The organism is Amedibacillus sp. YH-ame6, assembly GCF_053848845.1.
Map to the genome: position 1 here is coordinate 100,729 of NZ_JBSPEZ010000002.1, position 15,155 is coordinate 115,883.

Genomic DNA, 15,155 nt, shown 5'->3' on the forward strand with positions numbered 1-15,155 from the left:
AAATATAACCCAATTTTGCATAAAATTCAAAAAAAAATTAAAAAATTTTTAAATATTTCTAAAACGTCATATGAGCCTATAAACAAAAGCCGAGGACCGAATTGAAGACCTCCAGGAATCTTACGAAAATGAAAGATTTCAAAATTTAGGGGTTGCAATTAAAAATTTGCTTTGTTACAATGAGGACGTTGATATCGAGGTGATGAGATGAATTTTATCGAACGAAATACAAAAAAAGTAGCGTTGATCGTCTGTGTAGCTACAGCTGCATCAGGTGTAACAACAGTATTTGCTGCTCAAAATGCTGAAGGATGGCACGGAACTGGATCTCAGAAAGTGTTTATTGCTGAAGGCAAAGAAAAAGTAAATAGCTGGGTATTTGATGAAAACGGTGCTTACTATGTAAACGCAAGTGGACATCCTATTACTAGTGCTTGGAAAGTTATCAATGGTGCTAAATATTACTTTAACGCTGATGGCGTAAAAGTTTCAGGAACTCAAATTATTGATGGGAAACGTTATTACTTCCAAAAAGATGGTGTATTGCCACAAGGTTGGAACAAAACAAACGATTCTTACTATAACGAATTTGGTGCAGAACTTACAGGTGTTCAAACAATTGATGGTAAAACATACAATTTCGGCGATGCTGGTAAATTACAGCAAGGCTGGGTAACTGTAGATGGTAAAAAAGTTTATTTCAACAATGGAGCATTAGCTTCAGGTGAAATTGAAATTGATGGACAAAAGTATAACTTCAACGATGATGGAACAATCACAAAAGGTTGGAAAAAAATCGGTGATGAAAAAGCTTATTGTGATGACTATGGAAATATGATTCATGGTTGGAAAGAAATCGATGGAAAGAAATACTACTTCAACAAACAAGGATTTGCAGCTACAGACACTGAATATGCAGGTTATGAATTCGATGCAGACGGTGTTGCTACTGAAATCAAAGAAACAAAAACTACAAATTCTAATGGAGGTTCTACTGGATCTAGCTCTAGTGCAAATCTTCCATCCGCAAAAGGTGGTATTGCTGGTGCAGCATTAGCTCAGGTTGGTGTTTACCAGGATTGTACTGCTTTAGCTTCAAATTCATTAGCTTCTGTAGGAATTAATTTCCATGGTTGGCCAGCTGATTACCTTTCATTAGGATCAGTTACAAGTAATCCTCAACCAGGAGACTTGATTTACTACCCAGGACATATTGCCGTTTATATCGGTAATGGTCAAGCTGTACACGGTGGATATTTAGGAAACCAAACTGTTGTAGCTTCAGTTTACATTAGTGGTTCTCCAACATATATTCGTGTAGGTGGATAACATGAAAAGAAGGAAAATTTCCTTCTTTTTTTCTTTTTTAACCATTTCTTAACATTTCTTAAGGAATTAAATAGAAAGAATTACACTTTTTAAGCGTTTTAAGAGATATTTTAGTCAGTCGCACACTTTGATTACCCCCATATAATGAAAGACGCTTAAAATGAATTTAAAAGCATTTGTTTCTATGCAACCCTCAGTTGCAAATATTTTCCTTTTGTAGCATGCACAAAAAGAAGACCATTCTATACTCGCGAATGGTCTTCTTTTTGTTATTATTCGATTGTTTCTCTCCAAATCTTTGCCCCAAGAGCTAAGAGTTTATCATCAATATGTTCGTATCCTCTTTCGATATGATAGATGTTACGTATGGTTGTAACACCATCCGCAATTAACCCAGCAATTACAAGACTAGCCCCACATCGTAAATCTGTTGCGCATACTTCCGCTCCAGATAATGGTGTAGGTCCGCTCACAAAGGAGCTAGGTATCATAACATTGATATTAGCACCCATTTTATTCAATTCATGACAATGCTTAAAACGTTCTGTATAAATTGTCTCTGTTATAATGGATTGTCCAGTAGCTTGTGTTAATAAGGTCGTTAATGGTTGTTGTATATCTGTCGCAAACCCTGGATAAGGCAATGTTTTTATATCTGTTGCTATAATGTTTTCACTTTTGGTAATACGCACATTATCTACACCGATTTCCATTGTAATCCCAATTTCCTTCAATTTTGATAATAAAGCTTCTAAATGATGTGGAATGATATTATCAATAACAACATCATCTGCTGCAGCCGCAGCCATCACAATATACGTCGCAGCTTCAATGCGGTCAGGAATAATTTCATGGAAACATCCACTCAACTCTTTCACTCCATCGATAATGATAACATTCGTACCAACTCCACGAATATTCGCACCCATTTTATTAAGCAGTGTTGCCACATCTATAATTTCAGGTTCTTTCGCCGCATTCTCAATGGTTGTTCTTCCCTTTGCATATACTGCAGCCATCATAATATTGATTGTTGCGCCTACACTAGCAATATCCAAAAATATATTGGTGCCTACCAACTCATCTGCATGTAATATATAAGATCCATGATCGTATTTCACACTTGCGCCTAATGCTTCAAATCCTTTTAAATGAAGATCGATAGGACGAGGTCCTAAATAACAGCCTCCTGGCATTTTGATTTCCACGTGTCCATATTTTCCTAACAATGCACCCATAAAGTAATAAGAAGCTCTAAGCTTATTTACTGCTTCATGAATAACAGGCTTATTTTCCATTTCATTAGGATCAATGACAATTGTATCCGAAGAACGAATATCCACCTCAACTCCAAGTTCTCTCAATAATACTGATAAAGATTGAACATCTGATATATTTGGTACACCACAAATGGTAACAGGACCATTTGATAAAATAGCAGCCGGTATCAAAGCCACCGTCGCATTCTTCGATCCACTGATTCTCACCGTCCCATTTAATTTATGTTTTCCTTCAATTTTTATTACTTCTTCCATTTATATTCTCCTTCCACTACTACTATTTTATAGATCCTGTATGAATATTGTGCCTATTCTATAGGAATTTATGAATTTATACATTTTTTTCATCAAATACTGCATTTATATTATAAAGCATTTGAACAGATATAGCTATTTTTTTTCATATTTTCTTACCATTGAAACGATATCAAGATTTTCCTAATTTTTTTAATATTTGATTAGTAAAAGCAGTATAATTTTGATATAATATAACAGATTTATAGAGAGAAGGAGTGGTTAAATGAAAAAGCGTGCTTTTGATAATGAAAAATATGTAAAACTTCAGTCTGAACATATCCTAAAGCGTATCAGTAGTTTCGGAGACAAGTTATATCTGGAATTTGGAGGAAAGCTTTTTGATGACCACCATGCCTCGAGGGTATTACCTGGTTTCCAACCTGATAGCAAGTTAAAAATGTTATTGGAACTGAAAGAACAAGTTGAAATTGTCATCGCAGTTAGTGCATATGACATTGAAAAGAATAAAATTCGTAGTGATATGGGAATTTCTTATGATGTAGAAGTTCTTCGATTAATTGATGCTTTCCGAGATACAGGATTGTATGTAGGAAGTGTAGTTATTACACAATATACAAACCAAACTTCTACGGAAGCATTCAAATCTTTATTAGAACATCTTGGAATCAAAGTCTTTTTGCATTATATCATTCCTGGATATCCAAACAACATTCCTTTAATTGTATCGGATGAAGGATATGGAAAAAATGAATATATTGAAACAACCAAACCTTTGGTAGTAGTGACAGCACCTGGTCCTGGATCTGGAAAGATGGCAACATGTCTATCCCAGTTGTACCATGAACATAAACGTGGAGTAAAAGCAGGCTATGCGAAATTTGAAACATTCCCTATTTGGAATTTACCATTAAAACATCCTGTAAACTTAGCATATGAAGCCGCAACCGCAGACTTAAATGATATTAACATGATTGACCCATTCCATTTAGAAGCATATGGTGAAACGACCGTAAACTATAATCGTGATGTGGAAATATTCCCAGTATTAAACACAATGTTTGAGAAGATTTTAGGAAAGAGCCCTTATAAATCTCCTACCGATATGGGTGTGAATATGGTTGGCTATTGTATTTTTGATGATGATGCCGCAAGAGAAGCTAGTGTGGATGAAATCACTCGTCGTTATTATAAAGCAAGAGTAGATTATACAAAGGGACATACAACAGAAGATACGATTAAGAAAATCGAAATGATTATGTCTCAAACAAACATTACACCAATGCAACGCAAAGTTGTTTCTCCAGCACTTGAAAAAGCAGAAGAAACAGGTGCTCCTGCAGTGGCTATCGAACTTCCTGATGGAAGAATCGTTACAGGTAAAACAACTTCTTTATTAGGAGCAAGTTCTGCCGCATTATTAAACGCCTTAAAGGCATTAGGAAATATCAACGATGAAATACCTTTGATTTCTCCTAATATTATTGAGCCTATTCAAAAATTAAAAGTAAATACCTTGGGAAACTCTAATCCAAGATTACATACCGATGAAGTCTTAATCGCTTTATCTATTTCTGCCACAACAAATCCAGTATCTCATTTAGCACTTCAAATGTTGGATCGTCTTGCTAGTTGTGAAGCACATAGCACGGTTATCTTATCATCCGTAGATGCGAATACATTCCGTAAATTACATATGAATCTTACATGCGAAAACAAGTACCAAACAAAAAAATTGTATCATCATTAAGCGCGCATGCGCTTTTTTTCATGTTCTATTCAAACATCCTTCAATCTATCTTCAAACAGCCAACACATTGTATTGCTACAATATCTATGGTGATGAAAATGAAGAAAAAGGAAATTGCAGTTATGTTAGTAGCTGCCGCAGTATGTATAGGAGCGTGGGCCTTACGCCCTAGCTTCTTTGAAAAAGATAATGGTATCATTTATGCAAAATCCTATGAAACGAGCGAAAATGTAAGTACCATTTACGACACGTCTGTGCAAATTGAAATTGAGGATAACATCGAGAACATGAAGGCTTCCACTACTTATGACGAAACTTCTCCGCTATTGATCTATAACCCGTATGGCACCAACACACTTTCTATGTACGCATATTTTACGACAGGCACCCCTGCTAAAGTATCTTACACAATTCATGTCAGTGATGATACCATTAAAAACTTCACTCGTACCATTGATGGATCATATACGACCATACATGAAGCACAGCTCATTGGGCTTATTCCACATACAGATAATACAATAACCTTCCAGTTGACTTATGAAGATGGAACTACAAAAGAGTATTCATATTCCTATATCATGGGTGGTTTGTTAGGCAATGAAGAAGTACAATTAGAAAAAACCGACGGAACTTCAAGTGAAGAAGTGAGCGATGGACTTTATGTCATCCTAGGAAATGATAGCAGCGAAGAAGATTTCATGTACTTCTATGATGAAAATGGAACCTTACGTGGAGAAGTTCCAATTGAAGAATATCGATCTCATCGTTTAGTATTTAAAGATGATGTCATGTATTATAGTTACAACAAAACCAAAATAGCGCAAATGAACGCATTAGGACAAATAACAAATACTTATGATTTGGGTGATTACGAACTACATCATGATTATGTATTTGATGACGATGGAAACTTGTTGATTCTTGCAACAGATACAACATCTGATACAGAAGAAGATTTCATTATAAAACTAAACGTAACCACAAAAGAAGTAACTCTTGTGTGTGATTTAGGTGACTTGTTACCCGATTATAAAGCATCTACTTCAAAAGTGGATGGTACATGGGATTGGGCCCACTTAAATACCATTCAATGGCTTGGTGATGAACAGATTGTTGTAAGTTCTAGAGAAACATCAACAATTATGAAATTAAAGAATATTTATAGCGACATTCAAATGGACTATATGATTGGTGAGGATACTTTCTGGGAAGATACCTCTTATGCGGACTTATTGTTAAGTAAAGTAGGCGAGTTCGATTCACAAACTGGTCAACACTCAGTTACTTATGTGAAAGACGCTTCTTTAGAAGATGGTCAATATTATCTTTATATGTTCAATAACAATTACGGATACAGTACAACAAATACAACTTATGATTGGAGTCAAATAGAAGGTTGCGTCTCTAGCAAGCCTGACGACAGCGCAGTTAGTAAATATTATAAGTATCTTGTGGATGAGAATGCGAAAACTTATACCTTAGTAGATAGTTTCGATGTACCATTTTCAAGCTATGTATCAAGCGCTCAAGATACAAGTACAAACACCCTTGTGAATAGTGGTACTGCGATGAATTTTCAAGAATATGATAGTAACCATGTTCTTATACAATCCTTTGATATGGATGCGGAAAACTTCATTTATCGAGTTTATAAATATACATTTGATGGATTCTACTTTCATAAATAAATCCAAGAATGAAGGAATTAAATCTTACGAATAGTTATACTTCCTTTCTACTTAATAAAGATTTCAGGGGTTTAATGACCTGTCAAAAAATAGAATCTTCCTATTAAAAATATGGGATGCTTCCTTTAAAAGAGGCATCCCGCATTCATTGGAGCAAATAATTGACTCAATTTAAATGATTTTACATGCACCCTGCTCCAGATCCATCGATCTGGCAATTTGCAATATTCAGTTTCTGCTTGAGGACAGCCTCTAACATAGCAAGGGAGTCCATCATTTCAGAAACACTCTTGTTAAGACACAGAAGTTCCTGGGTTGTGACGTCGTCCATGACAACCATCTTCTGAATTTTGGCACCCTCTGCCTGCGCAATTGCAGCAAGGGCTGCCTGCTCTAGGGCAACAGACTCAATAAGATCAGAAATCTGTTGGCTAAAGTTATAACGGAATACAATCGTACTCACGATGTTACTAGATGCTGTAGCGCTGATTGCATCAGGTGCTGCAGGATCAACGGTGTAGGCATAAGTCGCTGTCATCTTATTGAGAATTGGGTTAGGATTTGGAATCATATTCACCTTTATCTTAAAGGATAGCGTAACCGTACCACCTGCAGGAATAGCACCAGTTAGCGAAAGTCCAGATGCTAGTGTGCCGCTATAAGGTACACTCACCACCAGAGATCCTGCTACATAGCTTGTACCAGTAGCTAACAAATCAGTGAGTACTACGTTATCGGCAGCAACATTGCCTGTGTTTTTCACAGAAATCTGATAGGCGATGATATCCCCAATATAGGAAATTGACTTATCGCTACCTTTTGTGAGTACCAACTTGGCCGTGTTCACCTGTGTACCAGCAGGTCCTCCAGTTGCACTGCCACTCACACCATTTGGCTGTGCAGGATCAACGGTATACTTAAATACAGCACTAACACTGTTTTCAATTGGGTTGGGATTTGGTACACTGTTACCTACCAATACATCAAAGGTGATCGTGGAGCTACCACCAGCAGGAATTGAATTCGCAAGTATTAGTGTCGGTGGTGTGCCAGTTGCGCCCACTAGGGAGCCTGCAACAAACGTCGTGCCTGTAGGAATCGTATCCGTAAGAACCACGTTCGTAGCTGCCACATTACCACTATTTGTAAGAGTGATAGTGTACTTCACCGTACCACCCACATCTGAGAATGCAGGTGTAGCTGTCTTTTCAATAGTGACAATGGCACTATTGATTTGGGTGGTTACAGTGTTGCTTGTGCTATCTCCAGTACGAGCATCCGGCTCAGCTGGATCAATAGTGAATGTAAACACTGTGGATGCTGTATTCGAAATTGGATTAGGCACTGGGAAGCTGTTGCCCACCAATACTTGATAGGTCACAGTTACAGAGCCATTTACAGGAATAGGATTCGTAAGATTTAGCGTTGGTGGGACTCCGGTTGCACCAGTGACAGAGCCTGCCACATAGGTTGTTCCTGTAGGAATTGAGTCCGTAATAACCACATTATCAGCTGAGGTGTTTCCGGTGTTGGTTAACACCAAGGTGTAGGTTAGGACATCACCTGGTTCGCCAAAGGCTTTGTCTACCGACTTAACGGTACTCACAATTGCACCGTTAACCTTTGTGCTCGTCGTGTTGCTTGTGCTAGAACCACTCACACCATCAGGATTAGATGGATCAACTGTATAGGTGAAAGCAGCAGTGGCACTGTTCAAAAGCGGATTTGGATTTGGAATAGTCGCGCCAACCTGCACTTGGAAGCTCACGGTAGCATTACCTCCAGCTGGAATCGGTGCGAGCAGTGTAAGCGTCGGTAAAGTACCAGTCGCCCCACTCAGGCTTCCAGCAACAAAGGTTGTACCGGCCGGAATTATATCAGTAAGGACCACATTATCAGCAGAGGTGTTGCCACTATTTGTAAGTGTGATTGTGTAGGTGATAATGTCACCAGGAGCTGCAAAAGCTAAGTCGGCCTCCTTGAGGGTGGTAACGATAGCGCTATTTACCTCCGTGTTCACCGTATTACTCGTAGCAGTGCTAGATGCTCCGTTTGGATTTGTTGGATCAATAGTAAAAGTGTAGGCAGCAGTAGCATTGTTGGGAATTGGATTTGGACTCGGAATTGCATTTTCGACCAATACCTGGAATGTTACAATCGCAGAACCGCCTGCAGCAATGGACGCATTTAACGTTAGATTTGGAAAAGTTCCACTAGCACCAGTTAGTGAGCCTGCCACATAGGTGGTACCAGCTGGAATTGCATCTGTCAAATTTACATTGTTTGCAGGAACATTTCCCGTGTTGTTCAGCGTAAGCGTATAGGTTAGAACATCACCCACATTCGCATACGCTTTATTTACCGCTTTAGTTATTGCGACAACAGCATTGTTGACAACAATATCTACGTTGGCTGTGTTGCTAGGGAAGGTGGCGCGAATGATATCGCCAGTTCCGCTGGTGATGGCATCATAAGAAACCTGAGCAGTATTGGCAACGCTAGCAGGTCCACTTGTTGTTGTCGCTTGGAACTGTACCAAATTAACCGAACCTGTTGCCATATTCCCAAGAGAGAACCCCACATTAGGATCTGCTGTTGCAAACCCGATACCGCTACCATTTACAGTAACACTTCCAGGTACAAATTGCAGATGGCTATCCAACACATCCTGGAAAAATACATTGTTGATGGTTTGAGTGCTAGGATTTTGAATATTAACAGAAATCGTAACAGAATCACCCACACCAGTTTGAGAATAGACTGTGGATGGGGTTATGGTCTTTGTTTGAGTCAATAGATCTACAAATTGCGCCTCATACATCGCCACATCATCAATCACATAATCATTTCCTCTTGCTGCAGGCCCAAGACTGATGACTTGTACAGTCAACGTACTATTCGTACCGCTATTGAACAGGAAGCCATTTTGAAACCAAACGGCGAGTTGCTGAGCAGGAATGGGATTTACGCTCTGTGAGATTATAACATTTCCGTTTTGATCCCGTACCTGAATACCGAGGGAAGGATCCGCGAATCCTGTCTGCCGATTAATTAGGTTCATAACCCAAGCACTAAGCACATAATTCGTGTTAGGCGTAACGTTCACCACTTGCTCAAACATTGCTGAGCCTGGATTATCACCATTTACAAATTGAAAGCGACCTGTTTCTAAACCAGTTGTGTGGTCGGAACTTATCCAATAAGGACTAGTAGCATACCCTGTGGTGGTATTGAATATCGTGTAAAATCCATCTGGTGGTGCCTGAATGGTAGAATAGATAAATCCAGGAGTAACACCAGGATAAGGTGCAACTGGTGGAATCGTGGTTCCTGGTGTTCCAGCAGGGTAACTACCAAAGGTACCATTATCGGCAACCGTAATTAGGTTTGGCCCCACCATATTGATACCAGTTAAAACTAATGGCTTATCACCAACTGGTCCATCAAAAAACACCAAATTCGTGATATCACTGCCAGAGACAATGATATTCAGTAGGTTGGGGGTAAGCGCATTGAGCATGTCGGCCATAGCTGGTGGTACAACAGATAATGCGGAAAGAGGAGGCTCCTTCTCTGTAGGAGCTATCGCTGTAGGAACCGCAGAAGCCGTATAGTTCACAGGAGTGGCAATCCCTCCCGCTGCCCCCCAAGCTTCAATAACCTGATAACTACCATTGGGAACATTTGTAAATCCAAAAGCGCCATTTGCATCAGTCAGTGCTGTGGCACTAAGAAGACCTGCTGGATCAAAAAGTGCAACCGGAACATTCGCAATACCGATGCCCGGCGTCAACAAATTGGTTTGATCGTAATATACATGACCACTAATATTAGGCATAAGTTTAACTCCTTTTTTTTATAATTCGTAGCAATTAAGCTAATCTGACAGATCATGTCAGAACATACAGAGAGTTTGTTTTCAAGTGCATTCTTCAGTTGTATTTCTGTGCCAATTACGTTTTTTACCAAGCGGTTGATTGCCACTTAATTCGACGATTTCATCAGATGAATAGACGATGACTCACCGTTTCCTCACTTTTCGCATCAAAGATGTGAGCAATGCCACTCTACTTTCGGTAATGGAACTGATTATCTCTACTACTGATTTCTCACTGAGGATCGTGCTGGGCTAAATCACGAACATATCCATAATAAAAACCTCCTAAAAAATAATGAATATGAGAGCTACTCTTTTATATATAGAATCCTATAAAACGACATTGTAGCTCTACACTAGTATATGTATTTCTCTTAAAGCGTTACAAACTTTTCATTCATGATTCTCTTTGAGGTTACTTATATATGCACCAAGCATAAGCCAGTGGCATATACTACAATTACAAAGGGACGAAGTTTGGAAAAAGGGAATGGTGTATACTGTTCTGTCGGATAAAAAAATTTTTAGTAGTATGATCTACTCATGTAATTTCAACCTATAAAACCAAAAAAATACATGCATCCCTTGTTTTGCACGTATCTTTTTATATAATTATGTTGAAATCCACAAGAAAAGTGTTGATCCTAGATAGCATTCAAAAGGATAGCTCATAGTTCCTCTTAATCATGATATTCTTTGGCATTTAAATGCACAGAATTTGTAGCAACTCTCCCCTTACACAACACAGTTCATCCCCTAAAGCTCCACTCTCGCTTAACACATCTGCATCATCTTTCGCAGAAAGAACTTCAGGCACAAGACCCTTCAGCTTCCAATCAAAAGCATATGGCGCAACAAGTTCATCGAAGCTATCCATCATCACCTTATGAAAACATCCCTTATTTATATTAATTGGAAATATTCCTCTTGCTTCTTCTATTCCAAGTACTTTCTTCAGTCATTCAATAATGCGCATTGATCAGTACAACTTTGACACGAATGGATCCCAATTCAATACCTAGATAACGCTGCTTCCCAAAACCTTTATCCATAGTCAAAATCCTCCATACCTGTAAGTTCTTACCCTTAGACTATATGTCATTCATGACTTAGAAAAAGAATTTCATTACCCTTTTCTTACATTTTCAAAAGTTCGTTAATAGATGGATTTACTTCTCTAGGTATTTTCATCAAGCATACAGCATGACATGTCCACACTATATACATTGTCCGTATTGAAAAAGCGAAAAAGTATTTAAGAGGATCTACTCGTAACATTACAGAACTAATTATGCTATGTGATTTTGATATCCTACATCATTCTAATTCAAATGCGCCTGTGTATAAACTATGATATACCCCATGCTTCTGAAGTAAGCTTTCATGTGTTCCACGTTCAATAATACGACCTTGTTCCAACACCATAATCGCATCCGCATTGCGTATCGTAGATAATCTATGAGCAATTACAAATACCGTTCTACCATTCATTAGATTATCCATACCTTTTTGTACAAGACGTTCTGTTCTTGTATCAATAGAGGAAGTAGCTTCATCTAGAATCATTACAGGAGGATTTGCGACTGCAGCTCGTGCAATAGAAATCAATTGTCGCTGCCCTTGTGATAAACTTGCACCATTTTGTGTTAGAACCGTTTGATAACCATCTGGAAGATGTGTTATGAACTCATGTGCATTCGATAATTTACTAGCCTCAATACACTCTTCATCGCTCGCATCTAATTTTCCATATCGAATATTATCCATTATAGTCCCTGTAAACAAATTGACATCTTGAAGCACAATCCCTAAAGAATGCCGTAAATCGGTTTTTTTTATTTTATTGATATTAATTCCATCATAGCGTATCTTTCCATCTGCCAAGTTATAAAAGCGATTGATTAAATTGGTAATTGTTGTTTTCCCTGCACCCGTTGCGCCAACAAATGCAATCTTTTCACCTGCGGTCGCATCCAACACAATATTATGCAAGACCATTTTTTCTTCACTATAACCAAAATCTACATCGCAAAATTCAATATCACCTTTCAGTGGCACGTAGGTGGTTGTGCCATCATGATGAGGATGCTTCCATGCCCATGGATCTTTTACATCTATTGATTCCACATAGTTTCGACTCTTATCATATGTTGCATGCACTAATGTAACATATCCATGATCCTCTTCTATCTCTTCATCCATTAAATCAAAAATTCTCTCTGCGCCTGCAATTGCCATCGCCATCATACTCATCTGTTGTGCAATTTGAGAAACTGGCATACAAAATGTCTTCGAAAGATTTAAGAAAGCTACAATCATTCCAACAGATATTGCTCCTATTCCTTTTAACGCCATATAACCTCCAACAAGCGCAATCAAAACATATTGCAAATTTCCCAGTTGCATAATAGAAGGCATCAATATATTCCCATAAGCATTTGCTTTTGTTGCATCTTGGCATAACGATTGATTATGTTTATCAAACGCATGTTTCGCTTCTTCTTCATGACAAAATACTTTGATTACTTTTTGCCCATTGACCATTTCTTCCACGAACCCACTTACATTTCCTAATGTTTCTTGCTGTTTGATAAAGTATTTCGCACTTTTTCCACCAACAATTTTCGTTACAACTCCCATAAGACATGCAACAATTAACACTAAAATTGTAAGCATAACATTACTCATAATCATAGAAATCAGGATTACCACTACCGTTACAACTGCAGACACAAATTGCGGAAGTGCTTGTGATATGAACTGACGAAGTGTATCCGTATCATTCGTAAAATGGCTCATAACATCTCCATGCGTATGCGTGTCATAATATTTTATAGGAAGCTTTTCCATATGTGCAAACATATCATCTCGGATTGATTTTAATGTACCTTGAGATATTTTTATCATCAATTGATTATACACAAGGGTTGAAATGACCCCAACAAAATAGATCATTGCCATTCCACATATGGTCCAAAATAATCCTGTGAATACTGGTGCATTTTCCAACAATAAAGGAGTTATATAATCATCAATTAAGATTTCCAAAAACAACGCACTTACAACTACAACGAAAGAGCTTAAGAAGATGCACACTATCACACTTGCAAATAAGAGCTTATGTTCTCCCACGATATATCCTAATAAACGTTTCCAAACTGTCCAACCGTATTTATTTTTTTTCATTCTTGTTCCTCTCCTTTCGTTTGTGATTCATAAATCTCTCTATAAATATCATTTGTTTCTAACAATTCTTCATGCGTTCCATAACCATGAATATGGCCTGCATCCATCACAATTATCGCATCTGCATCTTCAATGGATGAAATACGCTGTGCAATAATAATCTTTGTTGTTTCTGGTATTTCTTCACGAAATGCTTTACGAATCATAGCATCCGTTTTTGTATCAACCGCACTCGTTGAATCATCCAATATTAAGATTTTAGGTTTTTTCAATAAAGCCCTTGCGATACATAAGCGTTGCTTTTGTCCTCCTGATACATTCGTACCACCTTGTTCAATATAGGTATCATATTGTTTAGGAAAAGTTTCAATAAAGGAATGCGCTTGCGCGAGTTCACATGCATGACGCAATTCTTGATCACTTGCTTTTTTGTTGCCCCATTTCAAATTATCCTTAATAGTTCCAGAGAATAACTCATTCTTTTGCAAAACCATGGCGACTTCATTTCTTAAAGTGAATATATCATAATCTTTGACATCCATTCCACCGACTTTAACATTACCACTCGTTGCATCATAAAGTCGAGAAATCAATTGAACAAGTGAACTTTTTCCACTTCCTGTTCCTCCAATGATCCCTACGGTGGAACCTGAATCAATATGACAAGATATATCATGTAAACAATACTCATCCTTATCGGGTGAATATGAAAAGTATACTTGTTGAAAATCCACATCTCCATTATGGATTGCGTAAATTGGATGTTCATTGTTTTTCAATGCACTTTCTTCATTTAAAATTTCTACGATTCTTTCCGCTGAAGCTCTTGCCATATTAATCATAACTAAAACCATCGACAACATCATCAAACAGTTCAATATATTCATTGCATATGCTATTAAGCTAGAGAGTTCTCCTGTTGTTAAGGTAGTAGCTCCACTCATCACAATCATTTTAGCTCCAAACCAACTTAGCATTAACAAACACGCATACACAACAAACTGCATAAGAGGCATATTACATGCCACTATTTTTTCAGCCGATTGAAATACCTGATATATTTTGTTCGAAACTTTCTTAAATTTCTTTTTCTCAAAATCTTCTCGTACAAATGACTTTACAACGCGTATTCCAGTTAAATTTTCCTGCACAACACCATTTAAGTCGTCATATATTGTGAATACTTTTTCAAAATAAGGGTGAGATCTCTTTACGATAATGTACAGACCAACTCCTAGCACTGGTATAGCGATTAAAAAGAAAAGCGAGAGTTGTGTATTTACCATAAAAGCAGCCTCAAGTGAGAATACCAACATAATTGGAGCTCTTACCGCAACACGTATAATCATCATGTATGCATTTTGTACATTTGTAACGTCTGTTGTTAAACGAGTTACAATACTTGAAGTAGAAAACTTATCAATATTTGCGAATGCATAGTCTTGAATTTTATAGTACATATCTTTCCTTAGATTTTGGGCATACCCAGATGATGCTTTTGCACAAAACCCTCCTGATAATACACCAAACAACAAACCCAACAACACACAAGCAAGCAATATCATTCCATAACTTGTAAGTATCTGTTCATCTTTCTCACCGATTCCCACATCAATCATTATCGCCATAATCATAGGTATTAAAATTTCCATCAATACTTCTAATATTACAAATACAGGTGTAAGAAGACTTGATTTCTTATATTCGCGAATAGATTTTGATAATGTTTTTATCATCTTTCATTCCTCCTTAAATTACTTCATTTATTTGAAATAATAGTCGCATTT

At 37.6% G+C, this 15,155-nt stretch carries 8 protein-coding genes; 3 read left to right on the top strand and 5 right to left on the bottom strand.

The annotated features are described in order from the left end of the window. The first annotated feature begins 207 nt into the window (after nt 1-207). Entirely contained in the window at nt 208-1,329 is a 1,122-nt protein-coding gene (locus ACWG0P_RS02150) for an NlpC/P60 family protein (protein WP_455800276.1), read from the top strand. A gap of 272 nt (nt 1,330-1,601) precedes the next feature. Here ACWG0P_RS02150 and ACWG0P_RS02155 read toward each other — a convergent pair whose 3' ends face one another. Then, nucleotides 1,602-2,864 carry a UDP-N-acetylglucosamine 1-carboxyvinyltransferase gene (locus ACWG0P_RS02155; protein ID WP_455800277.1) on the bottom strand — a complete coding sequence of 421 codons (1,263 nt, stop codon included), beginning with the start codon at nt 2,862-2,864 and terminating at the stop codon, nt 1,602-1,604. Between the two features lie 265 nt (nt 2,865-3,129). On the opposite strand from ACWG0P_RS02155, the gene ACWG0P_RS02160 reads away from it, so the two are divergent. After that, nucleotides 3,130-4,614: a DUF1846 domain-containing protein gene (locus tag ACWG0P_RS02160; RefSeq protein WP_455789880.1), complete on the top strand. Its 1,485-nt coding sequence runs from the start codon at nt 3,130-3,132 to the stop codon at nt 4,612-4,614. 20 nt (nt 4,615-4,634) lie between these two features. Then, nucleotides 4,635-6,305: an aryl-sulfate sulfotransferase gene (locus ACWG0P_RS02165; RefSeq protein WP_455800278.1), complete on the top strand. Its 1,671-nt coding sequence runs from the start codon at nt 4,635-4,637 to the stop codon at nt 6,303-6,305. Between the two features lie 181 nt (nt 6,306-6,486). Here ACWG0P_RS02165 and ACWG0P_RS02170 read toward each other — a convergent pair whose 3' ends face one another. The 4 genes from ACWG0P_RS02170 to ACWG0P_RS02185 all read right to left on the bottom strand — a co-directional run bounded on the left by ACWG0P_RS02170 (nt 6,487) and on the right by ACWG0P_RS02185 (nt 15,104). After that, nucleotides 6,487-10,143: a DUF7507 domain-containing protein gene (locus tag ACWG0P_RS02170; RefSeq protein ID WP_455800279.1), complete on the bottom strand. Its 3,657-nt coding sequence runs from the start codon at nt 10,141-10,143 to the stop codon at nt 6,487-6,489. A gap of 742 nt (nt 10,144-10,885) precedes the next feature. Next, nucleotides 10,886-11,059, bottom strand: a complete 174-nt coding sequence (locus ACWG0P_RS02175; RefSeq protein WP_455800280.1) for a hypothetical protein — start codon at nt 11,057-11,059, stop codon at nt 10,886-10,888. A 440-nt stretch (nt 11,060-11,499) separates the two neighbouring features. Continuing rightward, a complete protein-coding gene (locus ACWG0P_RS02180) occupies nt 11,500-13,368 on the bottom strand; it encodes an ABC transporter ATP-binding protein (protein ID WP_455800281.1) in 1,869 nt (622 codons plus the stop codon). Continuing rightward, a complete protein-coding gene (locus tag ACWG0P_RS02185; protein ID WP_455800282.1) occupies nt 13,365-15,104 on the bottom strand; it encodes an ABC transporter ATP-binding protein in 1,740 nt (579 codons plus the stop codon). Before ACWG0P_RS02185 ends, ACWG0P_RS02180 begins: the two co-directional genes overlap by 4 nt. Between the last annotated feature and the right edge of the window lie 51 nt (nt 15,105-15,155).

Bases quoted from the DNA above. Each gene is read 5' to 3' on its own strand.
- ACWG0P_RS02150 (WP_455800276.1), top strand. From the start codon at position 208: ATGAATTTTATCGAACGAAATACAAAAAAAGTAGCGTTGATCGTCTGT.
- ACWG0P_RS02155 (WP_455800277.1), bottom strand. From the start codon at position 2,864: ATGGAAGAAGTAATAAAAATTGAAGGAAAACATAAATTAAATGGGACG.
- ACWG0P_RS02160 (WP_455789880.1), top strand. From the start codon at position 3,130: ATGAAAAAGCGTGCTTTTGATAATGAAAAATATGTAAAACTTCAGTCT.
- ACWG0P_RS02165 (WP_455800278.1), top strand. From the start codon at position 4,635: ATGTTCTATTCAAACATCCTTCAATCTATCTTCAAACAGCCAACACAT.
- ACWG0P_RS02170 (WP_455800279.1), bottom strand. From the start codon at position 10,143: ATGCCTAATATTAGTGGTCATGTATATTACGATCAAACCAATTTGTTG.
- ACWG0P_RS02175 (WP_455800280.1), bottom strand. From the start codon at position 11,059: ATGGATAGCTTCGATGAACTTGTTGCGCCATATGCTTTTGATTGGAAG.
- ACWG0P_RS02180 (WP_455800281.1), bottom strand. From the start codon at position 13,368: ATGAAAAAAAATAAATACGGTTGGACAGTTTGGAAACGTTTATTAGGA.
- ACWG0P_RS02185 (WP_455800282.1), bottom strand. From the start codon at position 15,104: ATGATAAAAACATTATCAAAATCTATTCGCGAATATAAGAAATCAAGT.